Source organism: Bariatricus sp. HCP28S3_F11 (genome assembly GCF_052065395.1).
Classification (GTDB): domain Bacteria; phylum Bacillota; class Clostridia; order Lachnospirales; family Lachnospiraceae; genus Allocoprococcus.
The window spans coordinates 149,134-172,573 of the sequence record NZ_JBQHUC010000002.1; the positions used below are offsets into that span (position 1 = coordinate 149,134).

Below are 23,440 nucleotides of genomic sequence, written 5' to 3' on the forward strand. Positions count from 1 at the left end.
TATAATTCCTATGACAAGTATACAAATCCTGATTACCAGATGCAAGACAATTACAAAAATATTACAAATCAACACGATTCGACAAGAATTCGGAAGTTTTTCTTAATTTTCTCATAGGTAATAAGGAAGTTTTTATTTTTCGCTTTATTTAGATTGGTATATTTGCTATAATAAATCAATATGAAGGAGGCAATGTTCATGAATTATGGAAAAAGAAGCGCTTCTAAAAAGCAAAAAAATATTACTTCCAAAGCAAATATGCGAAAGAAAAAAATAGGTGTGCGCCTATTTAAAGGTTTTTTACTCTGTATTGCCGTTGTATGTATCGCAGGCGCAGCAGGTGCCGGGCTTCTGGTAAAACGAATCATTGATAATGCACCGGAGATTACTCCTTCCAGCATCAAACCAGAGGGATATACTTCTGTTGCCTATGCGGATGACAATGCAACGATCATCGAAGATTTCAAGCAGGCCGGTTCCAACCGCGTTTATGTGACAATCGATGAAATTCCGGAAGATCTTCAGCATGCATTTGTTGCTGTCGAAGACTCCCGGTTTTATCAGCACAACGGGATTGACCCCCAGGGAATTCTTCGAGCTGCTGTAGTAGGACTTACAAGCGGACATTTTTCGGAAGGAGCCAGTACAATTACCCAGCAGCTTATTAAGAACAATGTATTTCCAGACTTCATTAATGAAAGTCAGTTGGAAAAGGTTGAACGTAAATTGCAGGAACAGTATCTTGCCCTGCAGCTTGAAAAGCAGCTGAGTAAGGAAGAGATTCTTGAAAGTTATCTCAATACCATTAACCTTGGTCAGAACACATTGGGAGTACAAGCTGCAGCCAAACGTTATTTTGGCAAGGATGTATCCGATCTAACGCTTTCCGAATGCGCAACGATTGCTGCAATTACCAAGAGTCCGGGTGGTTATAACCCAATCACGAACCCAGAGAAAAATGCAGAACGTCGGAAGAAAGTGCTGGACAATATGTTGGAACAAGGGTATATTGATCAAGCTGAACACGATGAGGCACTGGCCGATGATGTTTACTCCCGAATTCAAACGGTGAACACCCAGGTTTTGGAAGAAACACGTGTTACTTCTTATTTTGTTGATGCACTGATCGACCAGCTGATGGATGATTTGACCTCCGCCGATGGTCTCGGCTATACAGAGACTCAGGCTTACAACGCGATTTACAGCGGCGGTCTCAGCATTTACACAACTCAGAATCTGACGATTCAGGGAATCTGTGACGATGAGCTCAACAACGATGACAATTTCCCATCGAAAACGACCTGGGATCTAGACTACGCATTGACCGTCACCAGGGCAGATGAAGCGCAGACACAGGAAAACTATTCCGTAGGAAATGTAAAGCAATATAATGGTGTGGATTCCAAGTATTTATATAGTTCAAAAGAGGAAGCTTACCAACACATCGAAGCTTTTAAGGCAAGCATCGCCCAGGAGGGAGATACCTATGATGAATACGTGAATCTCGCTCCGCAGCCACAGGCTTCTGTCTGTATCATTGACCAAAGCAACGGTCATATTAAAGCAATGGTCGGAGGGCGTGGCGAGAAAACCACAAACCGTGGACTGAACCGTGCTTACGGCACGACTCGTCAGGCCGGTTCCTGCTTTAAGATTCTTGCTGTTTACGCACCGGCCCTCGACAGTGCAGGTAAGACTCTTGCAGATGTCGAAGTGGACGAGCCATATTACTATCAATCCAATCCAGACAAGCAGGTTCACAACTGGTGGGGCGATTCCTACCGCGGTGCGGTAACGCTTCGGAAAGCAATTGAACAGTCTATGAACGTTATCGCCGTAAAAGTGATCAACGAAATTTCCGTTTCACTTGGCTATGAATATGTAGAGAAATTCGGTATCACCACTCTTTCGAAAGATAAGGATATGGTAGAATCCCTTGCGCTTGGTGGTGTATCACACGGTGTATACAATTATGAACTGACCGCCGCTTATGCCGCAATCGCCAACGGCGGCGTCTATAATAAGCCGATTCTTTACACAAAAGTACTGGATCATGACGGTAATGTGCTGATTGATAATACCAAAAACGAATCGAAAACCATCATCAAAGATACGACTGCTGCCCTCCTGACACTCGCGATGGAAGATGTTGTAACAAAGGGTACTGCAGCACCGTATGCCCAGCTTGAAAATATGCCGGCAGCCGGAAAAACCGGTACAACTTCTGATAATAAGGATCTATGGTTTGCCGGATATACACCTTATTATACCTGTTCCATCTGGATGGGATATGATAACAACCAATCGCTCAGTGACACAAGCTGGTACTACCACGTGCGAATCTGGTCCAATATTATGGATAGAATTAACAGCGCCCTTGGTCTGGCCTATAAAGATTTCACAATGCCATCTTCTCTGGTAAGAAGAACCATCTGTACTGAGACCGGACTACTTGCTTTATCTGATGAATGTCCTTCCATGACAGAATGGTTTGCTCCGGGCACTTATCCGACGGAAACTTGTCCGGGACACGAGCCGGTAGAACCCGAAGAGCCCGAAGAACCGGATGATTCTGAGAATCCGGATGATGGAGGAGGAAGCGGAAACGGCGGAAACGGCGGAAACAGCGGAAACGGCGGAAATGGAAGTGGAAATGGAGGAAATAGCAGCGGCAATGGCGGTGGAACGCCCACCCCAACAGAGCCTACCACTCCGACAGAGCCTACCACTCCGACAGAGCCTACTACTCCGACGGATCCAACCACTCCAACAGACCCAGGCACATCAGATCAATAGAATAATCCAAAATATCAAAAGGGACGTAACACGAATTATCATTGCGTGTTACGTCCCTTTTTTAACTATCAAACTTGTTTCTTCTGCTTTCCATATGTACTTATTTAAGGATCATCTTAGCCGCCCCACAGATTCCTGCATCATTTCCGAGCTGTGCAAGAGCAAACTGTGTTTCCCTGTTTGCGAAGAATGCTCTTTCCTTAAATGGCCCCTCGATATAGTCGAAAAGGATTTCTCCGGCTCTTGATACTCCTCCCCCAATTACAATGACTGCAGGATCACATGCTGCCGCAAGATTGGCAAGTGCATATCCCAGATATTTTCCAAACTCTTTTGCGACTTCAATTGCTGCCTTGTCATCTTTTTTTACAGCATCAAACACTTCTTTTGCACTGAGTTCCGTAACATCACGCAGCAAACTCGGCTCCTCGTCTTGCGCAAGACGTTTCCGGGCAAGTCTAACAATCCCCGTCGCTGATGCGTATTGTTCCAGACATCCTCTGTTACCACATCCGCAGGGTTCCGTCTCTTCATAATTCACACAAATGTGTCCTATTTCACCGCCTGCTCCATGCTTTCCTATCACACACTCACCGTTGATAATGACTCCTCCACCTACGCCGGTTCCGAGCGTAACCATGACCATGTTGCGATGTCCCTGGCCTCCACCGAGCCACATTTCTCCCAACGCAGCTACATTGGCATCATTTCCCGTAGCAACATGGATTCCGGTCAGTTCCTCCAACTCACGCTTCACTTCCTTGTATCCCCATCCGAGATTTGCGGTATTCGGCACAATCCCGTCTTCTGTGACCGGTGCCGGAATTCCAAGCCCGATTCCGAGAATCTGCTGTTTCTCAAGTCCAAACTCCATCATTTTCTTATTAATTGCTTTTGTAACATCCGGAAGAATTGCTTCCCCTGCGTTCTCCGTTCTGGTCTTGATTTCCCATTTATCAACCATCTTTCCATCAAACTGGAACAATCCCATTTTGATTGTCGTTCCTCCAATGTCAACTCCAAAACAATAATTCATTTTCTTTTCTCCTTCTTTTATCTAATTACTTTTTTTGCAGATTTTCCTGAACACGCCGGTATAATTCTTGAGCAGCGTTATACCCCATCTGTTTCTGCCTATGGTTGACAGCTGCCGACTCGACGATAATTGCCAGATTTCTTCCCGGACGAATCGGAATACTATGGCAAACAATGCGGTTGCCCAGGAATTCCGTATATTCTTCTGTAAGTCCAAGACGGTCGTACTCTTTATCCTTATTCCAGTCTTCCAACGTAATCGCCAGATCGATATTCTGTGTTTCTTTCACACTCTGTACACCGAACAAAGTTTTCACATCAATGATTCCGATTCCCCTCAGCTCAATAAAATGTCTTGTAATATTCGGTGCCATTCCGACCAGAGTATCATCACTGACTTTATGGATTTCAACCACATCGTCCGTTACAAGACGATGTCCTCTCTTGATCAGTTCCAGCGCAGCCTCACTCTTTCCAATTCCGCTTTCACCCATAATCAGGACACCGACACCATACACCTCAACCAGAACGCCGTGTATAGAAATGCAAGGTGCAAGTTCTACGTTCAACCAGCGAATGATCTCCGCTGTAAATGCCGAAGTCGGCTTGTCCGTAATAAACACCGGAGTCCCTGTTTCCACTGCTTTCTCAAGAAATACTTTGTCCGGCATCAATTCCCGACAGAAAATGAAGCAAGGAACGCCATAAGACATCAACGTAACATAGATCTTTTCTCTCTGCTCCTCTGACAGTGTCTCCAGATACGTATACTCCACATATCCGATTATCTGCACTCTCTGAGACTCAAAATGATCAAAAAAACCTGCCAGCTGAAGTGCCGGTCTGTTGATATCCGGAATCTTTACTTCACGTTTTGTCAGATCCACTTCCGGTGTCAGATTCTTCAACTTCATTTTTTCCACGATTCTCTGTAACTCAACTCCCATTGTCTGTTCTCCTTTTCCATTATCTTTTTTCCAGGGATTCATCCTGATCTTTTGTGTCACTCCTAAAGAAATTATACACGCTTCGTGCCGATTTTTCATCCATAGATGGAATTTTTTTCAAATCTTCTATTTCAGCTTTTTTTATTTCATCCAATCCCACAAAATTCTTCATAAGCGCTTTTCTCCTTGCCGGTCCGATACCGGGGATATCATCCAGAATCGAATGAACCTGGCCTTGTCCACGCAGCTTTCTGTGGAATTCAATTGCAAAACGGTGTGCTTCATCCTGGATTCTGGTAATCAGCCGAAAAGCCTCTGAATTTCGATCAATTGGCAGTTCCTCATTATTATAATATAATCCCCTGGTCCGGTGATGGTCATCCTTTACCATACCGCAGACCGGAATCGCAAGATGCAGTTCATCCAGAACTTCCAGCGCCACATTCACCTGACCTTTTCCTCCGTCCATCAGGATCAGATCCGGAAATACCTGAAAACTTCCAAGTTCCTTCCCACTCTTCTGTTCATCCAGTCCATGAAGGAATCTTCTGGTCAACACTTCTCTCATACTGGCATAATCATCTGCTCCCTGAACTCCTTTGATCTTAAATTTTCTGTAATCATTACGTTTCGGTTTTCCACGCTCATATACTACCATGGATCCCACTGAATCAAATCCATTCGTATTGGAAATATCAAAAGCCTCCATCCGCAAAATATTTTGAAGTCCCAGAATACTCTCAATCTCCTTGACCGCCCCGATCGTTCTTCCCTCTTCTCTCTTCAGCCTTTCCTTATCCTTTGCAAGAACCAGCTGCGCATTCTTTGCGGCAAGTTCCACAAGCTTCTCTTTTTCTCCTTTTTTTGGGACCCGCAAATGCACTTTATGCCCTCTCTTCTGCCCCAACCATTGTTCCAGAATGTCCTGGTCTTCCGGTTCTTCCGGAAGCATCAGCTCTCCCGGTATATAAGGTGTAGCAGCATAAAACTGTTTGATAAAACTGGATAGGATCTCACTTACTCCATCTCCTTTTGCAATTCTGAGATAGAAATGATCACGTCCGATCAGCCTGCCGCTGCGAATAAAAAATACCTGGATCACCGCATCCTCCTGCTCTCTCGCAAGCGCAATAATATCCCGATCTTCTCCTCCTGTATCTGTAATCTTCTGTTTTTGGGCAATCTGTCTGACACTTCCGATCAGTTCCCGGTATTCGATTGCTTTCTCAAATTCCAGATTATCCGATGCCTCCATCATCTTCTGTTCCAGATCTCCCAGTATCTTCTCATAGTTTCCATTCAGGAACTTCAGCACCTCATCTACCGACTTTTTGTATTCTTCCTGAGAAATATACCCCTGACATGGAGCATCGCATTGCTTGATATGGTGGTAAAGGCACGGCCGCTCCTTTCCGATATCCTTGGGAAGGCTTCTGTTGCAGCTTCTCAAATGATACAGCTTCCGTACCAGTTCAATCGTATCCTTCACTGCAGTCACACTCGTATAAGGGCCAAAATATTTAGCCTTATCTTTCTTCATCTGACGGGCCATCATAATTCTCGGGTATGCCTCATTTACCGTAACTTTGATAAAAGGATAGCTTTTGTCATCCATCAGCATGGTATTGTATTTCGGGCGGTATTCCTTGATCAAATTACATTCCAGCACTAACGCTTCCAACTCAGAATCTGTGACAATATACTCGAAACGAGTAATGTGTGTCACCATCTGTTCAATCTTCACACCCTTATTACGGCTACTCTGAAAATACTGCCGGACACGATTCTTCAGGCTGATCGCCTTTCCTACATAAATGATCTCATCCTTTTCATCATGCATCAGATAAACGCCCGGACGTCCGGGCAGTTTCTTTAATTCTTCTTCAATAATAAATGTCTGATTTTCCATAGTCCTATTATACTTGTCCGTAGGGAATAATACAAGTGACAAAACGGCGGTCCGCTAAAATCAAGCTGACCGCCGCAAAATATACTTCTATTTATCTGTTCTTAGGAAGAATGAATCCATCCTCATCTTTTTCAGTTTCATTTTCTGAATTGTTTTCTTGATCCAGAAGTCTCTGTTCCTTCTCTTTTGCAGGAAGTTCTCCTGCTTTTTTCGTCTCATCTTCTTCAGACTCCGGAATTCCTTCGCATTTTCTGAAGATCTTCATGAATTCTTTTCCGGTAATCGTCTCTTCACGAATCAGGAATTCAGCAATCTGATCCATTGTATCACGATGCTCGGATAACAAACGTTTGGCTTCTGCATAAGCCCCTTTCAGCATTTTCATGACTTCCTGATCAATCTCAGAAGCTGTTGCTTCTCCGCAGTTCATGACCGGACGTCCGTCCAGATAACGATTCTGAACTGATTCCAGACCGATCAAGCCGAATTTCTCTGACATACCATACTGTGTAACCATAGCACGTGCAATTCTGGTTGCCTGCTCAATATCGTTGGACGCTCCAGTCGTTACCGTATCGAACACGATTTCTTCCGCGGCACGGCCCGCGAGCATTCCCACCAGCATCGCTTCCAGTTCTGCCTTGGTATTCAGGAACTTCTCTTCTTCCGGTGTATGCATTACATACCCGAGCGCTCCCATCGTTCTTGGAACGATTGTAATCTTCTGCACCGGTTCAGCGTCCTTCTGCAGAGCACTTACCAGGGCATGTCCCACCTCATGGTAAGACACGATCCGGCGCTCTTTCTGACTCATGATCCGGTCTTTCTTCTCCTTACCTACAAGAACCACTTCCACTGCCTCAAAAAGGTCTGCCTGTGATACAACCTGACGCCCGTTCTTCACTGCATTGATGGCAGCCTCATTGATCATATTTGCAAGATCTGATCCCACCGCTCCTGAAGTTGCAAGCGCAATTTCTTCCAGATTCACGGTCTCATCCATCTTGACATCTTTCGAATGTACCTTGAGGACATCAATTCGTCCTTTCAGATCCGGCTTGTCAACGATGATCCGACGATCAAAACGTCCCGGACGAAGCAACGCCGGATCCAGGATCTCCGGACGGTTCGTAGCTGCAAGAAGCAACAACCCTTTATTTGTATCGAATCCATCCATTTCCGCAAGAAGCTGATTCAACGTCTGCTCACGCTCATCGTTTCCGCCGAGCTGGCTGTCCCTGCTCTTACCGATTGCATCGATCTCATCGATGAAGATGATACACGGAGCCATCTGCTGAGCCTGTTTGAAAAGGTCTCGCACTCTGGAAGCACCTACACCGACATACATCTCAACAAACGCAGAACCGGACAAAGAAAAGAACGGCACATTCGCCTCACCAGCAACCGCTTTCGCAAGAAGAGTCTTACCTGTTCCCGGAGGTCCCACAAGCAGTGCACCTTTCGGAAGTTTCGCACCGATACCGGTATATTTCCCCGGATTATGAAGGAAATCTACTACTTCCTGCAGAGATTCCTTTGCCTCATCCTGTCCGGCAACATCCTTAAATGTAACACCGGTAGACTTTTCCACATACATCTTGGCATTGCTCTTACCGATCCCCATCACTCCGCCGCCTTTCGACATTCCTCTCATCAGATAGATGGCCATCCCGATCAGAAATACGAACGGAAGCACTGTTGCAAGGAGGTTCATAACAATGTATGGTGTAGAATCCGGTATCTCGTGGCTGAGCTTCACGCCGGCATCCAGCAGTTTCTGTGTAAGGTTCGGATCATCTACAACTCCAGTATAATACTCTTTTTCAGAAGCAAAGATACTCTTTTTATCTTCCTCCTGATTCTCTTTTACAGCACCCTCAACCACTCCGCTCTCATCAGTTGCCTTATCCTTCTCCGCTGCGATCTCACTCTCGCTCTTCGGTTTGATCACGATCCGGTCTGATTCAATCACAACTTCCTTCACTTCTCCGTCCTCAACCATCTCCATAAAACGGTCATAAGAGATTTCCTGCGCATTATCGTCATCACGCATCTGGAAAAAGGAAAACATAAGAACTGCAACAAGAAGAAGTATGAAAATCAGCATATTCATTCCCTGACGATTGTTCTTATTATTAGGGTTTCCGTTTCTATTGTTAGGATTATTCCTGTTATTTTGATTATTCATAAGTATCCTCCTAGTTTTCATCTCTTCTATTATAAGTAGCTCAAAAACATAAATCAATAAAAAGATTATGAAAAGATTGTAAAAATGACATATACTATAGTATACTGTTAAGTGGAATGTCAAAAATACACGCAGAGAGGGATGGTAACCAATGAAAATCGGATTTGACAATGAAAAATATCTTAGCATGCAGTCTTCACATATTCGTGAACGTATCAATAAATTTGACAACAAGCTTTACCTCGAATTCGGTGGAAAGCTTTTTGATGACTACCATGCAGCCAGAGTTCTTCCCGGTTTTATGCCGGACAGCAAGCTCCGCCTTCTTAAAGAACTTTCAGATACTGCCGAGATCGTCATCGTCATAAGCGCTGCCGACATAGAAGCAAACAAAGTACGCGGTGATCTGGGGATCACGTATGACACAGACGTTCTGCGTCTGAAGGACTCCTTTGAAGAAAACGGCCTCTATGTAGGAAGTGTTGTAATCACGCAATATTCCGGTCAGAACAGTGCACATCTGTTCAAAGGACGTCTGGAAAAGATGGGAATTAAAGTTTATATTCATTATATGATAGAAGGGTATCCTTCCAATATACCACTGATCGTCAGTGACGAAGGATACGGTAAGAATGATTATATTGAAACCACTCGCCCCTTGGTTGTTATCACAGCACCAGGACCGGGAAGCGGCAAGATGGCGACATGCCTCTCCCAGCTCTATCACGAACACAAACGCGGAATCCACGCTGGATATGCGAAATTTGAGACATTTCCGATCTGGAACATACCGCTCAAACATCCAGTCAATCTTGCCTATGAGGCTGCGACGGCCGATCTGAACGATGTCAACATGATTGATCCGTTCCATCTGGAAGCATATGGAGAAACCACAGTCAACTACAATCGTGACGTAGAGATTTTTCCGGTACTTTGTGCAATATTTGAGCGCATCTACGGAAGTAGTCCTTACAAATCTCCAACTGATATGGGTGTCAATATGGCCGGGAACTGTATCTGCGACGATGAAGTCTGCCGCGAGGCATCCAAGCAGGAGATCATCCGCCGTTATTATCATACTATGGACCGCTTTCTTGCCGGAAGCTGTCCACGTGAAGAAGCCTATAAAATTGAACTTCTTATGAATCAGGCTGGCGTTACCGTACACGACCGCAAGGTAGTAGATGCCGCACTGGATCTAGCCGCCGAGACCGACGGACCTGCCGCAGCACTGGAGCTTCCGGACGGAAAAATCGTAACCGGTAAGACTTCCAAACTTCTCGGTGCTTCAGCCGCCCTGATTCTGAATGCATTAAAAGAGCTTGCAGGCATTGATCACAGTGTACATGTGATCTCTCCGGCAGCAATCGAGCCGATTCAGAAAGTCAAGACAGAATATCTTGGAAGCCGCAATCCGCGTCTTCACATCGACGAAGTCCTGATCGCACTTTCCATCAGCGCTTCTACTGACCCTGTTGCAGAACTTGCCCTGAATCAGATTCCGAAGCTGAAAGGCTGTCAGGCGCACACCTCTGTCATGCTGGCAAATGTGGATGTCCGCCTGTTTCAGAAGCTTTCTATTCAGACAACTTCTGAGCCGAAATATGAGAAAAAACCAATTTACCAATAAGCACAAATTCACCATTCAAACTTTGTGATTTTTTTACACCCAGTCTGCAAAAAAAGATTGTATTTTCCTGTGGATTGGGTGTATACTTTTAAAGTATTTTATTTCACAATTATATTATTTACCGGTTTCATTTCGAACCGGGTTTGACGAGGAAGCCAAAGATTGATATCTTATGGTTTTTTTCGCTTTTTTTAGAGAAAAAATATAGTAATGGTATGAGCAGTATAGTATAAGGAGGTTATTATGGCAGTAAAATATGTATTTGTCACCGGAGGTGTTGTATCCGGTCTCGGCAAAGGAATCACAGCAGCATCCCTCGGTCGTCTTTTAAAAGCACGCGGCTACACGGTCACCATGCAGAAATTCGATCCATATATCAACATTGACCCGGGAACCATGAATCCGGTACAGCACGGAGAAGTATTCGTAACCGATGACGGTGCGGAAACCGATCTCGATCTCGGACATTATGAACGTTTTATTGATGAAAGTCTTACCAGAAATTCCAATGTTACAACCGGTAAAATTTACTGGTCTGTTCTGCAGAAGGAACGCCGGGGAGACTTCGGAGGAGGAACCGTCCAGGTCATTCCCCATATCACAAACGAAATCAAAAGCCGTTTTTACAGAAACCCAACCGCTACCGACACAGAGATTGCAATCATTGAAGTAGGCGGAACCGTAGGCGATATCGAAAGTCAGCCTTTCCTGGAATCGCTTCGTCAGTTCCAGCATGATATGGGGCATGAAAATGTCATCCTGATCCATGTAACCCTGATTCCGTATCTTCGCGCTTCTCAGGAAATGAAAACCAAACCGACTCAGGCAAGTGTAAAAGAGCTCCAGGGAATGGGCATTCAGCCGGATATTCTCGTCTGCCGTTCCGAACATCCGCTGGACGACGGCATCAAGGACAAAATCGCCCTGTTCTGTAATGTACCTGCAAGCCATGTTCTCCAGAATCTGGACGTAGAGTATCTTTACGAAGCACCGCTTGCCATGGAGGAGGAACACCTCGCATCAGTTGTGTGCGAATCCCTTCATCTTCCATGTCCGGAGCCGGACCTCAAGGACTGGAGAGAGATGGTAGACTGTCTGAAGCATCCTACTCAGGAAGTGACTGTAGCACTGGTCGGAAAATACATCCAGCTCCACGATGCCTATATCAGTGTAGTAGAAGCCTTAAAGCACGGCGGTATTTACAGTCATACTACCGTAAATATTAAATGGGTGGATTCAGAAACGGTAACTCCGGAGAATGTGGATACGATCCTATCCGATGTAAGCGGTATCCTCGTGCCGGGAGGTTTCGGAGACCGCGGTATAGACGGAAAGATCGAAGCAATCAAATACGCCCGCACACACAAAGTTCCATTTCTCGGTCTCTGTCTTGGCATGCAGCTTTCCATTGTGGAATTTGCAAGAAATGTGGTCGGATATCACGATGCACACAGTGTGGAACTGAAACCGGACACCACGCATCCTGTCATCCATATTATGCCGGATCAGATTGGCGTGGAAAATATTGGAGGGACCTTAAGACTGGGATCTTATCCTTGTGTTCTTGATGAGACAAGCAAGGCCTACTCGCTCTACGGCAAGAAAGAGATTTCCGAACGGCACCGCCACCGTTACGAAGTCAACAATGACTACCGTGATGTGCTGGAAAAGAACGGCATGAAGCTCTCCGGCTTATCTCCGGACGGAAGGATCGTGGAAATGATCGAGATTCCAGACCACCCATGGTTCATCGGGACTCAGGCTCATCCGGAACTAAAGTCTCGTCCAAACAAACCGCATCCGTTGTTTAAAGGTTTTGTAGAAGCCGCACTGGACTACCAGTCTTCTAAGAACTAATCCTTTATGTATTTGATTTAGTGCCTGAAGTTTGCCACTTCGGGCACTTTTTTTCTTTACCACATCTTTTCCCTCTGATATACTTATATTGGGAGTTATGAACCAGAAGGATATATTCACTTCGGGAACTACAAAAGTTTATCTAAAGGAGGAACAAGTAAACATGGGAACTTTCAAACCAATGCTGCTTACAACCCTGAAAGGCTATGACCGTTCACAGTTCATCAAGGATGTAACAGCTGGCATTATTGTGGCTATTATTGCGCTTCCGCTTTCTATCGCACTTGCACTTGCTTCCGGTGTGGGGCCGGAAGCCGGAATCTTCACCGCAATCGTAGCCGGATTCGTTATCTCTGCACTCGGGGGTAGTGCAGTACAAATCGCCGGGCCGACCGCTGCATTTGCAACCATCGTAGCCGGTATTGTCGCCAAAAGCGGCACCGACGGCCTCGCTGCGGCAACCATCCTTGCCGGAATCATTCTGGTCATTATGGGTATCTGCCATTTTGGCAGCTTAATCAAATTCATTCCATTTACAATCACTACCGGATTTACCGCAGGAATTGCCGTAACGATTGTCATTGGACAGCTCAAAGACTTCTGTGGTCTCACCTATCCGGAAGGCGTGAAGCCGATCGAGACTATGGAGAAACTGGAAGCATTTATCCAAAATATCTCTACCCTGAACATCCATGCCGTAATCGTCGGCCTCGTCAGTCTTGCCGTCCTGACCATCGCTCCATATTTTGCTAAGAAAATCCCGGGATCATTGATTGCCGTGATCGTCGGAATCCTGATGGTGAGATTCCTGCCTCTGAAGGTCAATACCATCGGGGATCTGTATACCATCAGTAACCGTCTGCCGTCATTCCATCTGCCGTCCATGAGCTTTGAAATGATACGCACCGCACTTCCGGATGCATTTACCATCGCAGTGCTGGCAGCCATCGAATCGCTTCTCTCCTGTGTGGTTGCCGATGGAATGATCAACAGCAAACACCGTTCCAATACGGAACTGATTGCCCAGGGCGCCGGCAATATGGCTTCTGCATTCTTCGGAGGAATCCCTGCAACAGGAGCCATTGCACGTACTGCTGCCAACATCAAGAACGGTGGCCGCACTCCGATTGCCGGTATGGTACATTCTATCACTCTGGTTTTGGTTCTTGTCGTCCTGATGCCATTCGCCGGAATGATTCCTATGCCGACAATCGCTGCGATTCTTTTCATTGTTGCATACAATATGTGCCAGTGGAGACCGTTTGTTCGTCTGGTAAAGACTGCCCCAAAGAGCGACATCGCAGTTCTTGTCATTACCTTTATCCTCACCATCGTCTTCGACCTTGTAGTTGCAATCGAGATCGGAATGCTTCTTGCATGTCTGTTATTTATCAAGCGCATGAGCGATGAGACAAGTATAAGAGGATGGACCTATGCAGATGACGACAGTGAAGAAGTAAATAGTCAGCTTCGCGTACTTCCGCGTGAAATCAGCGTTTACGAAATCAATGGTCCGCTCTTCTTTGGCGCAGCTGACTCCATCGAACAAATCATCTGCCATAGCAAAACCAAATGTCTGATACTCCGTATGCGCGGTGTTCCGGCATTAGACAGCACAGCCATGAACTCTCTGATCGATTTATGGAAAAAATGTAAAGAAGACAACATTACGATAATCTTCTCTCATGTAAATGAACAGCCTATGAATGCACTGAATAAAGCCGGCTTTGTGGAAATGGCCGGAAAAGAGAATTTCTGCAGCAATATTGAAGAATCTCTGGAACGCGCAGAAAAACTGATCCAAATATAAAATCTTTCCATTGAAAAAGCGGGCGATGTCATATGGACATCGCCCGCTTTTTCTCTATGCACAGCTTGAAGCAGATTCAAACTGAGAATTATATAGCTCGGCATAAAAGCCGCCTTTCGCAAGCAATTCTTCATGCCTTCCCTGTTCGATAATATCTCCGTCCTTCATCACCAGAATCAGGTCCGCATCCCGTATCGTTGAGAGACGATGTGCGATTACAAAGCTGGTTCTTCCCTTCATCAGGTTATCCATTGCTTTCTGAATCTGGACTTCCGTTCTGGTGTCAACAGAGCTTGTTGCCTCGTCCAGAATCAGAATCTTCGGATCCGCTAGAATCGCTCTTGCGATCGTAAGAAGCTGTTTCTGCCCCTGGGACACATTGCTCGCCTCTTCATTTAGTTCCATCTGGTACCCGTTCGGCAGAGTCTGTACAAACCGGTGTACATGTGCCGCTTTCGCGGCCGCTACCACTTCCTCATGTGTCGCATCCAGCTTGCCGTAGCGGATATTATCCTCAATCGTTCCGTTGAACAGCCAGGTGTCCTGAAGCACCATTCCGAACATTTCCCTGAGCTCACTCCTGTTGAAATCCCTGACATTATGTCCGTCAACCAGAATCGCTCCCTTATTCACATCATAAAAACGCATCAGCAGTTTGATCATCGTGGTCTTGCCGGCTCCTGTAGGACCGACAATGGCAATCTTCTGTCCCTGATGTACCTCAGCCGAGAAATCATGGATGATCACATGATCCGGATTATAACCAAATTGTACATGATCGAACGTGACATTTCCTTCCAGTCCCTCCACAGAAACCGGATGTTCCACAACCTGGTCCTCTTCTTCTTCTCCAAGGAATTCAAATACTCGCTCGGAAGCTGCCGCCGTAGACTGCAGCATATTCGCGACCTGCGCTACCTGCTGGATCGGTTGGGTAAAAGAACGCACATACTGAATGAAGGACTGGATATCACCCACTTCAATTGTTTTGCGGATTGCCAGATATCCTCCAAGGATCGAAACACCGACGTATCCCAGATTGCCGACAAACTGCATGATCGGCATCATCATACCGGAAAGGAACTGTGATTTCCACGCCGACTGATAAAGGATCTCATTCGTCTCATCAAAGGTTCGGATCACATCCTTTTCTTTGTTGAATGCCTTTACAATATTGTGTCCGCCATAAACCTCTTCCACCTGTCCATTAATATGTCCCAGATATTCCTGCTGGCTCTTAAAGAACTTCTGAGAATGCTTTACGATCGTAGATACAAATATCATAGAGATTGGAAGAATCAAAAGTGCCACGACCGTCATCAGTGGACTGATGCTCAGCATCATCACCAGAACACCAATGAGCGTTGTCACAGAAGTGATCAACTGCGTTGCACTCTGGTTCAGACTCTGGCTGAGCGTATCCACATCATTCGTCACTCTGGAGAGTACCTCTCCGTGTGTCGTCTTGTCAAAATATTTCATTGGCAGGCGGTTGATTTTCTCGGAAATTTCCTTTCTCATGCGGTATGTCATTTTCTGTGATATTCCTGTCATAATAAATCCCTGCAGGAAAGACAGCAGCGCACTTACCGCGTAGAGGCAGAGAAGCGCAATCAGTATCTTTCCTATTTTCCCAAAATCAATCCCGTCGCCTCCGGATATCTTGCTGATCAGTCCGTTAAAGATCTCCGTCGTCGCTTTTCCAAGAACCTTAGGACCCAATATACTGAAAACGGTACTTCCGATCGCAAATACCGCGACAAAGAAAATGCCGATTTTATATACACTCATGTAATTGATCAGTTTTTTCATAGTCCCGCCGAAATCTTTCGCTTTTTCCGTTGATTTCATCGGTCCGTGTCCTCCGTGTCTAGGCATGCGCCATCTCCTCCTTTCCGGTCGTTCCCATATCTCCCGCAAGTTCCTTCTCGGACAACTGCGAAGAAGCAATCTGATAATATGCATCACAGTTTTTCAAAAGCTCTTTATGTGTACCGATTCCCGCTATTCTTCCCTCATCCAGAACGATGATCTGTTCTGCATGGAGAATCGTGCTGATTCTCTGCGCCACAATAATAACGGTACTGTCCTGCGTCTTTTCCTTCAAGGCAGCCCGCAGCGTTACGTCGGTTTTATAATCCAGCGCGGAGAAGCTGTCATCGAAAATAAAGACATCCGGCTTCTTCGCGATCGCACGCGCAATGGACAATCTCTGTTTCTGTCCTCCGGAGACATTGGTTCCGCCTTGAGCGATCGGACTGTCATATTTTTTTCGCTTCTCTTCGATAAATTCTGTCGCCTGGGCAATCGAAGCCGCCTCTTCCATCTCCGCCTTCGTTCCATCCGGATTTCCGTAAAGAATATTGGATTCGATCGTACCTGAGAACAGTACCCCTTTCTGCGGAACATATCCCAATTTATCCCGAAGCTCATGCTGAGTGATTTCCCGGATATCGGTTCCGTCGATCAGGATCCTTCCGCCTGTCACATCATAGAATCTCGGAATCAGGTTGACGATCGTAGACTTTCCGCTTCCAGTACTTCCGATGATCGCTGTCGTCTGTCCAGGTTTTGCCGTGAAATGAATATCATGAAGCACATCCTCCTCGGCCCCCGGATAGCGGAAGTTTACATGATCAAACACCACTTCTCCTTTACTTCCTGCAGGGAGTGTTTCCGGATTCTCTGGATCCTCGATTGCTGTTTTACTCGCAAGAATTTCATCTACACGATCTGCAGCGACCGCCGCTCTCGGGAGCATGATGGACACCATACAGATCATTAAGAACGACATGATGATCTGCATCGTATACTGGATAAATGCCATCATATCACCGACCTGCATATTTCCGTTATCGATTCCATGCGCCCCGTTCCAGACGATCAGAATCGTAATTCCATTCATAACCAGCATCATGACCGGCATCATAAATGTCATCGCACGATTTACAAACAGATTTGTCTTCATCAGATCTTTGTTTGCATTATCAAAACGCTTCTCTTCATATTTCTCCGTACTGAACGCCCGGATAACAGAAAGTCCGGTAAGGATCTCCCTCGTTACCAGATTCAGACGGTCCACCATGTTCTGCAAAATCTTGAATTTCGGCATTGCCACGATAAATAATACCAACACAAGCAGAAGTATGAGCACAACCGCAAGTCCGATGATCCATGACATATCGACATTGGTCCGGAATACCTTGATGATTCCGCCTGCTGCCATGATCGGTGCATACATTACCATCCTCAGTAACATAACGACCAGCATCTGAATCTGCTGGATATCATTGGTACTCCTTGTAATCAGGGATGCCGTTGAGAAATGGTCGAATTCCGCGTTTGAAAATCCGACTACTTTCTTGAATACCCTGCTTCTTAAGTCACGTCCGGTTCTAGCCGCAACACGGGATGCCAGAAGTCCCACCATCACACTGGCAAGCATTCCAAGAAATGCTAGGCCGATCATCTTCGCACCTGTTCTCAGAATATAGCTGTTCTGAATTTGTTCCGTATCCATTCCCAGCTTTTCATACACAGTCTTTATATAAGCCGTAGCTGCCTGCTCCACGATCGAATCCGGCATATCATCCATTTTTTCTGCAATCTGTGCTACCATCTCTTCTCTCTGATCCTCAGAGAGCATTCCCAGAATTTCGAACATATCCGCTTCATCAATCTTCTGCATCTGCGCTTCAATCTGCGCCTGCATTTCTTCCTGCTGTTTCTTAGCAAGCTCCGGATTTGCCTCAAGAGCAGCCTTCTCCTCTTCTGTCATCTGAGAGGCGGCTTTCTTTGCCTTTGCCTCCGCCTGTGACTGAATGGCTGCTTTCATGTTGTCCTTCATCGATACTTCCATCTGTTTGGTTGTATCGCTATCAGACTCAAATCCGGATACCAGCAGCATCGGCTGTCCCAGGATTTCCGACAATTCCTGCACTTCTTCCTTGTCTTCGGCAGCTGATTCCTTCAGAACATAAACACTGCCTTCACAGTCATATCCGGTATCCGCCGTCTTCAGCTCATACGCCTCCAGCACCCGTTCGCTATCCTCCCTGCTCATAAACAAAAGCAGCCTCTCCATCTCCTCTTCGGTAACAGCTTCCGGTATCTTCTCGTCAATTCCTCCCTGCTGAATTCCCACATTTACAATGTCAGAAGTATAAGAAGGAAGTGACAGATCGCAGGTTGCCTGAACAATCAGGAAACCGATGATAACAACAATGGTCGCCATATACGGTTTCAAATGTTTCAATAATTTTCTCATATCAACAACGATCCTTTCTTCTCGTTTTCACATATCCCTTTTCTGTCTGGTCCATATGGGGACATGTTTCCATTAATTCTTTCAGATTAATCTCCTTTACAGAAAAAAGATTTTCCCGCATCTGCAGCATCAAACGCCGGAGCAGCAACTTTTCTTCTACACTCATATCCTTGAACAGTACCGCATCTGCCTGATCCGCAATTGTCATTAACTTCTCTGTGCATTCCATCCCCTTCTCCGTGATCTGAATATTTACGATACGCTGATCCTTCTTGTCCGGTCTGCGCTCCACATACTCCAGCTTCTCCAGCTTCTGGATCGCGACCGTCACAGACGGCGGCTTCACCCCGATATGATCCGCGATCTCACGCTGCGAGAGCGGCCCTGCTTTTCTAAGGAAAAGCAAAATCCCGGCGTGTCCCGGCTTGATCTTCAAAGGTTCTATCAAGTGAATAATATACTGCACATTCATATGAAACACCTGATGCATCAAAAACAGTAATGGTATGTTTTTGTCACAGCACATGCCGGTACTGTCGCCTTCTCTCCGTTCATCCTGATACATCATCTCACCTCCAATGCTTAGATGTCTAACGGTTATTCTATGATTTATGTACAGAAATGTCAATTGTATGAGAAAAGATTTTATACTTTTATTATAATTTCTGCGCATTATTTAATTAGATATTTAACTTTATCTTTATCCCCCAAAACAAAAAAAGGTCCACCGGACCTTTTTTTACGTATACATCTTACATTTTCATATTTACAGATCCGCCAGAAGTGATCTCACATTCTCCTCCGTCGTAGCCCAGCTGGTACAAAGCCGGATTACGCTGTGCGTCTCATCATATCTCTGCTGATATGTCACACCGTATTTTTCACGGATCTTCTCAAGCTTCTCATCCTCGATCATAATAAACTGCTGGTTCGTCACGCTGTCCATAAAGAAAGAATACCCTTTTTCCTTCAACCCTTCCTTTAAAATCATCGCCGTATCGATCGCATGCTTTGCAATCTCAAAATACAACCCGTCCCGGAACAGCTCCAGAAATTGAATTCCCAGAAGACGCCCCTTTGCCAACATACCACCCTTCTGTTTAATACAGTAGCGGAAATCCGGTTTCAACTGGGGATTCATGATCACAACTGCTTCCCCAAAGAGCGCGCCGACTTTCGTACCGCCAATATAAAACACATCGCAAATTTTTGCAATATCCGCAATTGTCACATCCGTCCCCGGAGCCATCAGACCATACCCTAGCCTTGCCCCGTCGAGAAACAGATACAGACCGCATTCCCGGCAGACACGCCCGATTTCTTCCAACTCACCTTTCGTATACAGGGTTCCAAGCTCTGTCGGATGGGAAATGTATACCATCTTCGGCTGCGCGATATGTTCGTGTGACTCATCGCTCCAGTGCAGATCATGCGCATTCCTAATCTGCTCAGCCGTGATCTTGCCATCCTTCCCCGGAAGTGCAAGCACCTTGTGTCCGCATGCCTCCACCGCACCGGTCTCGTGTACATTGATATGGCCGGTATCCGCACACAAAACGCCCTGATATGGTTTCAGAGCCGACGAAATAACGGTAAAATTCGCCTGCGTTCCTCCCACCAGGAAATGTACATCCGCTTCCGGCGCATCGCACACCTTTCGAATCGCTTCTCTTGCCGCCTCACAGTAAGCATCCTCCCCATAACCGGTAGTCTGCTCCAGATTCGTCTCCATCAATCTTTCCAGAATTCTGGGATGTGCTCCCTCTGTATAATCACTGTTAAATAATATCATGACTGTTCCTCCGTAAATTTTCCGGTAACCGCAAAGGCATGGTTCATCGGCCCGCTTCCGCTTCCCAGATCCAGCATGGCCGAAAGCGCACCGGAAATATATTCCTTTGCCCGTTCCACCGATGTATCCAGATCAAATCCCTTCGCCAGATTTGCCGCGATCGCACTGGATAAGGTGCATCCCGTTCCGTGGGTATTCGGATTATCGATCCTTCTGCCGCAGAACCATTTTATGCTTCCCTCCCGATAAAGCAGATCATTGGCATCATTCAGCTGATGGCCGCCCTTTAACAGAACTGCGCAGCCATATCTGCGGCTGATCACTTCTGCTGCAGTTACCATGTCTTCCTCCGTCTTCACCTGCATATCGGCAAGCACCTCAGCTTCGGGAATATTCGGCGTCAATACCGTCGCCATCGGAAGCAGTCTCTCTTTCAATGCGCCGATTGCCTCCTCACTGATCAGCCTTGCCCCACTGGTGGCAACCATCACAGGATCCACAACGATATTTTCCGCATGATACACTTCCAGCTTGTCCGCAATCGTTTCAATCAATGCCTTCCCGGAAACCATTCCGATCTTCACTGCATCCGGCCGGATGTCCGTAAAAACCGCATCCAGCTGTTTTCCCAGAAAATCAGGCGTCACTTCAATAATTCCCGTGACACCGGTCGTATTCTGTGCCGTCAAGGCCGTGATTGCACTCATGGCGTAGACCCCGTTGACCGTCATCGTCTTAATATCCGCCTGAATACCGGCGCCTCCACTCGAATCACTGCCTGCTATTGTTAATGCTGTTTTCATCTCACACTTTCCTTTCTGCTATCCCTGCTTATCGAAGAATTTCATATAAGAATCCGATTCCTCCAGAACCACATCCCCCAGAGACTTGATTTCTTCCCAGTCTTTTTTGCTGCTTTCATCATAGATCACAGTCACCTTAAACCCGCTCTGTTTCGCCGTTCTGACCGCATGAACAGCATCCTCGAACACCCAGGTCTCCTCCGGAGTACTCCCCAATGTTTCCGCTGCTTTCAGGAAAATATCCGGCCGCGTTTTCCCGGCGCCGACCTCTCCGCAGGAAAAAATCCTCAAAAAATAATCCCGAACCCCGAGACGTTCAAGTGCTGCTCCGGCAAGTTCCGCACTTCCCGAAGTGGCAACCACCATTTTCACATTCCTCTTCTTCAGTTCATCCAGAAGCACCCGGACATCCTTCTTAAATCCCGCTTTCTCCCGATAAAACTTCTCAACAAACTCTACAATCCCCGTAAGAATCTCTTCTGCCGTCTCAGGCATCTGATACTTCTCCTTCACATAAGCAGAACCTTCTTCCATGCTCATATGCATGATCGTATCAATAAGCCCATCCTCCGGAACAATTCCTTTCTTTCTCAGAAGCTGCTCAGTCGCCTCTTCCCAGATAGACATCGAATCCAGGAGTGTCCCGTCTACATCAAAAATCGCATATTGAATCACGCTTTCACCATCTCTTCCGTCCGCAGCTTCAGTTCTCTTGTCGCCGCTTCAATATCCTTTTTTGCAAAAATTGCACTGACAACTGCAACACCACATATTCCATTTCCCGCCAGTTCTGCCACATTTTCCTCTGTAATTCCCCCGATCGCCACAACCGGAATGTTTACTGCCTGGCAAATCTGCTTCAGAACCTTATGATCCATCTTCGAAGCATCTTCCTTGGTACTGGTGCCGAATACAGCACCGGAGCCCAGATAATCCGCCCCATGCTTTTCTGCCAGAAGTGCCTGCTCCACCGTCTTCGCCGTGACCCCGATTATCTTGTCCGGTCCCATTTTCGCGCGCACATCCTGCGCTTTCATATCACTTTGCCCCACATGAACACCATCCGCATCCACGGCAAGAGCGATCTCCACATTATCATTGATCAGAAGCGGCACATGATACTTTGCGCACACTACTTTCATCCTTCGGGCCTCTTCCAGAAACTCTTCTTCACTCAGATGCTTCTCCCGAAGCTGGATGCAGGTTGCCCCGCCTTTCAGGCACTTCTCCACCTGCTCCTCCAGAGTCTCTCCTTCATCAAGCCAGCTCCGGTCCGTCACCGCGTATAATAACAAATCTTTCTTATCCATTTTCTCTTTCCTGCCTCAGATCCAGTATTCTCTGATTCCTGCTTCCCCGAAATACCAGCGTAAGATCCTTCTCCGCTTCCACAAATGGTCCATCCACCAATACATCTACATAGGAAAGCATTTCCTCTGTTACATCGGTAAATACTTTTCCACCGGGAATCAGATCGACATCATACAAATATCCCGTATAACACCAGATATTCTTACCCGGATACGTTTCCCGGATACGCCTCAGCACATTTACCAGCACCTGCTGATTCTCCGGTTCAAAAGGTTCTCCCCCAAGAAGCGTAAATCCCTGAATATAATCCGGTCTCAGCGCTTCCAACAATTCCGCCAGCGTCTCTTCAGTAAATGGACTTCCATACGCGAAATCCCAGGTTTCCGCGTTAAAACAGCCTTTACAATGATGTCGGCATCCCGAAACAAACAAACTGACTCTGACGCCCGGCCCATTTGCAATATCGCATTCTTTTATATTCCCATAATTCATGACATATCACCTACAATTCTTTTTTCAAATTTCACAGTAATCAGTCTATGGATTATTATAAGCGAATCAGCCTGTATTTTCAAGCCATTCCTCCCCAGCGAAAGGGACCATTCTAATACATATTTTTCTCTTCACATAATTCAGCCGTCCGGTAAATGACGGAACGTGCTTTCCCCTTCTGTTTTGCTTCATAAAGAGCCCTGATTGAGTCAAAGATATAACAAGGCATTCCATCACAGTCAGTAATGAAATGCCTTATTTGAAATTAATAATTATGATTCGATATCGTATACTTTATCTTCTCAATAACACCGCATTATTTATTGCTGCATTTTTCTCTTTTACTATGAAACAAAACCTTCAGAATAGCCAAAAAAGCGCAAACTACCCCTATCTAGTGCAAAAAGGTTGATTTTGAACTTAACCGACAGGCTTATTCGGCAACTACTGGAGCCTCCCAGCCAAGCGCTTTTAACTTCTTGAGGTATGCAACTATTTTACGTTCCTTATTGAACTGATTGTAATAATCAGCTCCCAGATCCTTGAAAACGACACCATCCTTGAGAATGTGATATATTGCTATGAGCATGGAATGGGCAACGG

General features: G+C 46.0%; 16 protein-coding genes and 1 pseudogene. 4 read left to right on the forward strand and 13 right to left on the reverse strand.

The window, feature by feature from the left end:
• Positions 1-198 precede the first annotated feature (198 nt).
• Entirely contained in the window at positions 199-2,796 is a 2,598-nt protein-coding gene (locus tag ACTNBR_RS01880; RefSeq protein ID WP_441018091.1) for a transglycosylase domain-containing protein, read from the forward strand.
• Between the two features lie 100 nt (positions 2,797-2,896).
• Here the strand turns inward: ACTNBR_RS01880 and ACTNBR_RS01885 are convergent, their stop codons facing one another.
• From ACTNBR_RS01885 to ftsH, 4 genes are all read right to left on the reverse strand, one after another.
• A complete protein-coding gene (locus ACTNBR_RS01885; RefSeq protein WP_427807398.1) occupies positions 2,897-3,832 on the reverse strand; it encodes an ROK family glucokinase in 936 nt (311 codons plus the stop codon).
• Positions 3,833-3,857: 25 nt separating this feature from the next.
• Entirely contained in the window at positions 3,858-4,778 is a 921-nt protein-coding gene (hprK, locus tag ACTNBR_RS01890) for an HPr(Ser) kinase/phosphatase (protein ID WP_427807400.1), read from the reverse strand.
• Positions 4,779-4,797: 19 nt separating this feature from the next.
• The gene (uvrC, locus tag ACTNBR_RS01895; RefSeq protein ID WP_427820219.1) at positions 4,798-6,687 is read right to left on the reverse strand and encodes an excinuclease ABC subunit UvrC; all 1,890 of its coding nucleotides are present in this window, start codon (positions 6,685-6,687) and stop codon (positions 4,798-4,800) included.
• A gap of 91 nt (positions 6,688-6,778) precedes the next feature.
• On the reverse strand, positions 6,779-8,875 hold the full coding sequence (gene ftsH / locus ACTNBR_RS01900; protein ID WP_441018093.1) for an ATP-dependent zinc metalloprotease FtsH: 2,097 nt from the start codon (positions 8,873-8,875) through the stop codon (positions 6,779-6,781).
• A 151-nt stretch (positions 8,876-9,026) separates the two neighbouring features.
• On the opposite strand from ftsH, the gene ACTNBR_RS01905 reads away from it, so the two are divergent.
• From ACTNBR_RS01905 to ACTNBR_RS01915, 3 genes are all read left to right on the forward strand, one after another.
• Positions 9,027-10,505 carry a DUF1846 domain-containing protein gene (locus ACTNBR_RS01905; protein ID WP_427807406.1) on the forward strand — a complete coding sequence of 493 codons (1,479 nt, stop codon included), beginning with the start codon at positions 9,027-9,029 and terminating at the stop codon, positions 10,503-10,505.
• 243 nt (positions 10,506-10,748) lie between these two features.
• The gene (locus ACTNBR_RS01910) at positions 10,749-12,362 is read left to right on the forward strand and encodes a CTP synthase (RefSeq protein WP_427807408.1); all 1,614 of its coding nucleotides are present in this window, start codon (positions 10,749-10,751) and stop codon (positions 12,360-12,362) included.
• A 163-nt stretch (positions 12,363-12,525) separates the two neighbouring features.
• Entirely contained in the window at positions 12,526-14,172 is a 1,647-nt protein-coding gene (locus ACTNBR_RS01915) for a SulP family inorganic anion transporter (protein WP_441018095.1), read from the forward strand.
• Positions 14,173-14,226: 54 nt separating this feature from the next.
• Here the strand turns inward: ACTNBR_RS01915 and ACTNBR_RS01920 are convergent, their stop codons facing one another.
• From ACTNBR_RS01920 to ACTNBR_RS01960, 9 genes and pseudogenes are all read right to left on the reverse strand, one after another.
• On the reverse strand, positions 14,227-16,050 hold the full coding sequence (locus tag ACTNBR_RS01920; protein ID WP_427807412.1) for an ABC transporter ATP-binding protein: 1,824 nt from the start codon (positions 16,048-16,050) through the stop codon (positions 14,227-14,229).
• A complete protein-coding gene (locus ACTNBR_RS01925) occupies positions 16,043-18,439 on the reverse strand; it encodes an ABC transporter ATP-binding protein (RefSeq protein WP_441018097.1) in 2,397 nt (798 codons plus the stop codon). Before ACTNBR_RS01925 ends, ACTNBR_RS01920 begins: the two co-directional genes overlap by 8 nt.
• 1 nt (position 18,440) lies before the next feature.
• Positions 18,441-19,007 carry a MarR family winged helix-turn-helix transcriptional regulator gene (locus ACTNBR_RS01930; RefSeq protein WP_441018099.1) on the reverse strand — a complete coding sequence of 189 codons (567 nt, stop codon included), beginning with the start codon at positions 19,005-19,007 and terminating at the stop codon, positions 18,441-18,443.
• A gap of 198 nt (positions 19,008-19,205) precedes the next feature.
• On the reverse strand, positions 19,206-20,231 hold the full coding sequence (locus tag ACTNBR_RS01935) for a threonine aldolase family protein (protein WP_441018101.1): 1,026 nt from the start codon (positions 20,229-20,231) through the stop codon (positions 19,206-19,208).
• Positions 20,228-21,034 (reverse strand): bifunctional hydroxymethylpyrimidine kinase/phosphomethylpyrimidine kinase, encoded by an 807-nt coding sequence (gene thiD, locus ACTNBR_RS01940; protein WP_427820227.1) that lies wholly within the window; start codon positions 21,032-21,034, stop codon positions 20,228-20,230. Before thiD ends, ACTNBR_RS01935 begins: the two co-directional genes overlap by 4 nt.
• Before the next feature lie 18 nt (positions 21,035-21,052).
• Positions 21,053-21,709: an HAD family hydrolase gene (locus ACTNBR_RS01945; RefSeq protein WP_441018103.1), complete on the reverse strand. Its 657-nt coding sequence runs from the start codon at positions 21,707-21,709 to the stop codon at positions 21,053-21,055.
• Positions 21,706-22,344 carry a thiamine phosphate synthase gene (gene thiE / locus ACTNBR_RS01950; protein ID WP_441018105.1) on the reverse strand — a complete coding sequence of 213 codons (639 nt, stop codon included), beginning with the start codon at positions 22,342-22,344 and terminating at the stop codon, positions 21,706-21,708. The genes ACTNBR_RS01945 and thiE overlap by 4 nt, the downstream gene beginning before the upstream one ends.
• Positions 22,337-22,837: an anaerobic ribonucleoside-triphosphate reductase activating protein gene (gene nrdG, locus ACTNBR_RS01955; protein WP_427820230.1), complete on the reverse strand. Its 501-nt coding sequence runs from the start codon at positions 22,835-22,837 to the stop codon at positions 22,337-22,339. The genes thiE and nrdG overlap by 8 nt, the downstream gene beginning before the upstream one ends.
• Positions 22,838-23,270: 433 nt before the next feature.
• Positions 23,271-23,440: pseudogene (locus ACTNBR_RS01960) on the reverse strand (IS110 family transposase); the annotation flags it as partial.

Bases quoted from the DNA above. Each gene is read 5' to 3' on its own strand.
- ACTNBR_RS01880 (WP_441018091.1), top strand. From the start codon at position 199: ATGAATTATGGAAAAAGAAGCGCTTCTAAAAAGCAAAAAAATATTACT.
- ACTNBR_RS01885 (WP_427807398.1), bottom strand. From the start codon at position 3,832: ATGAATTATTGTTTTGGAGTTGACATTGGAGGAACGACAATCAAAATG.
- hprK (WP_427807400.1), bottom strand. From the start codon at position 4,778: ATGGGAGTTGAGTTACAGAGAATCGTGGAAAAAATGAAGTTGAAGAAT.
- uvrC (WP_427820219.1), bottom strand. From the start codon at position 6,687: ATGGAAAATCAGACATTTATTATTGAAGAAGAATTAAAGAAACTGCCC.
- ftsH (WP_441018093.1), bottom strand. From the start codon at position 8,875: ATGAATAATCAAAATAACAGGAATAATCCTAACAATAGAAACGGAAAC.
- ACTNBR_RS01905 (WP_427807406.1), top strand. From the start codon at position 9,027: ATGAAAATCGGATTTGACAATGAAAAATATCTTAGCATGCAGTCTTCA.
- ACTNBR_RS01910 (WP_427807408.1), top strand. From the start codon at position 10,749: ATGGCAGTAAAATATGTATTTGTCACCGGAGGTGTTGTATCCGGTCTC.
- ACTNBR_RS01915 (WP_441018095.1), top strand. From the start codon at position 12,526: ATGGGAACTTTCAAACCAATGCTGCTTACAACCCTGAAAGGCTATGAC.
- ACTNBR_RS01920 (WP_427807412.1), bottom strand. From the start codon at position 16,050: ATGCCTAGACACGGAGGACACGGACCGATGAAATCAACGGAAAAAGCG.
- ACTNBR_RS01925 (WP_441018097.1), bottom strand. From the start codon at position 18,439: ATGAGAAAATTATTGAAACATTTGAAACCGTATATGGCGACCATTGTT.
- ACTNBR_RS01930 (WP_441018099.1), bottom strand. From the start codon at position 19,007: ATGATGTATCAGGATGAACGGAGAGAAGGCGACAGTACCGGCATGTGC.
- ACTNBR_RS01935 (WP_441018101.1), bottom strand. From the start codon at position 20,231: ATGATATTATTTAACAGTGATTATACAGAGGGAGCACATCCCAGAATT.
- thiD (WP_427820227.1), bottom strand. From the start codon at position 21,034: ATGAAAACAGCATTAACAATAGCAGGCAGTGATTCGAGTGGAGGCGCC.
- thiE (WP_441018105.1), bottom strand. From the start codon at position 22,344: ATGGATAAGAAAGATTTGTTATTATACGCGGTGACGGACCGGAGCTGG.
- nrdG (WP_427820230.1), bottom strand. From the start codon at position 22,837: ATGAATTATGGGAATATAAAAGAATGCGATATTGCAAATGGGCCGGGC.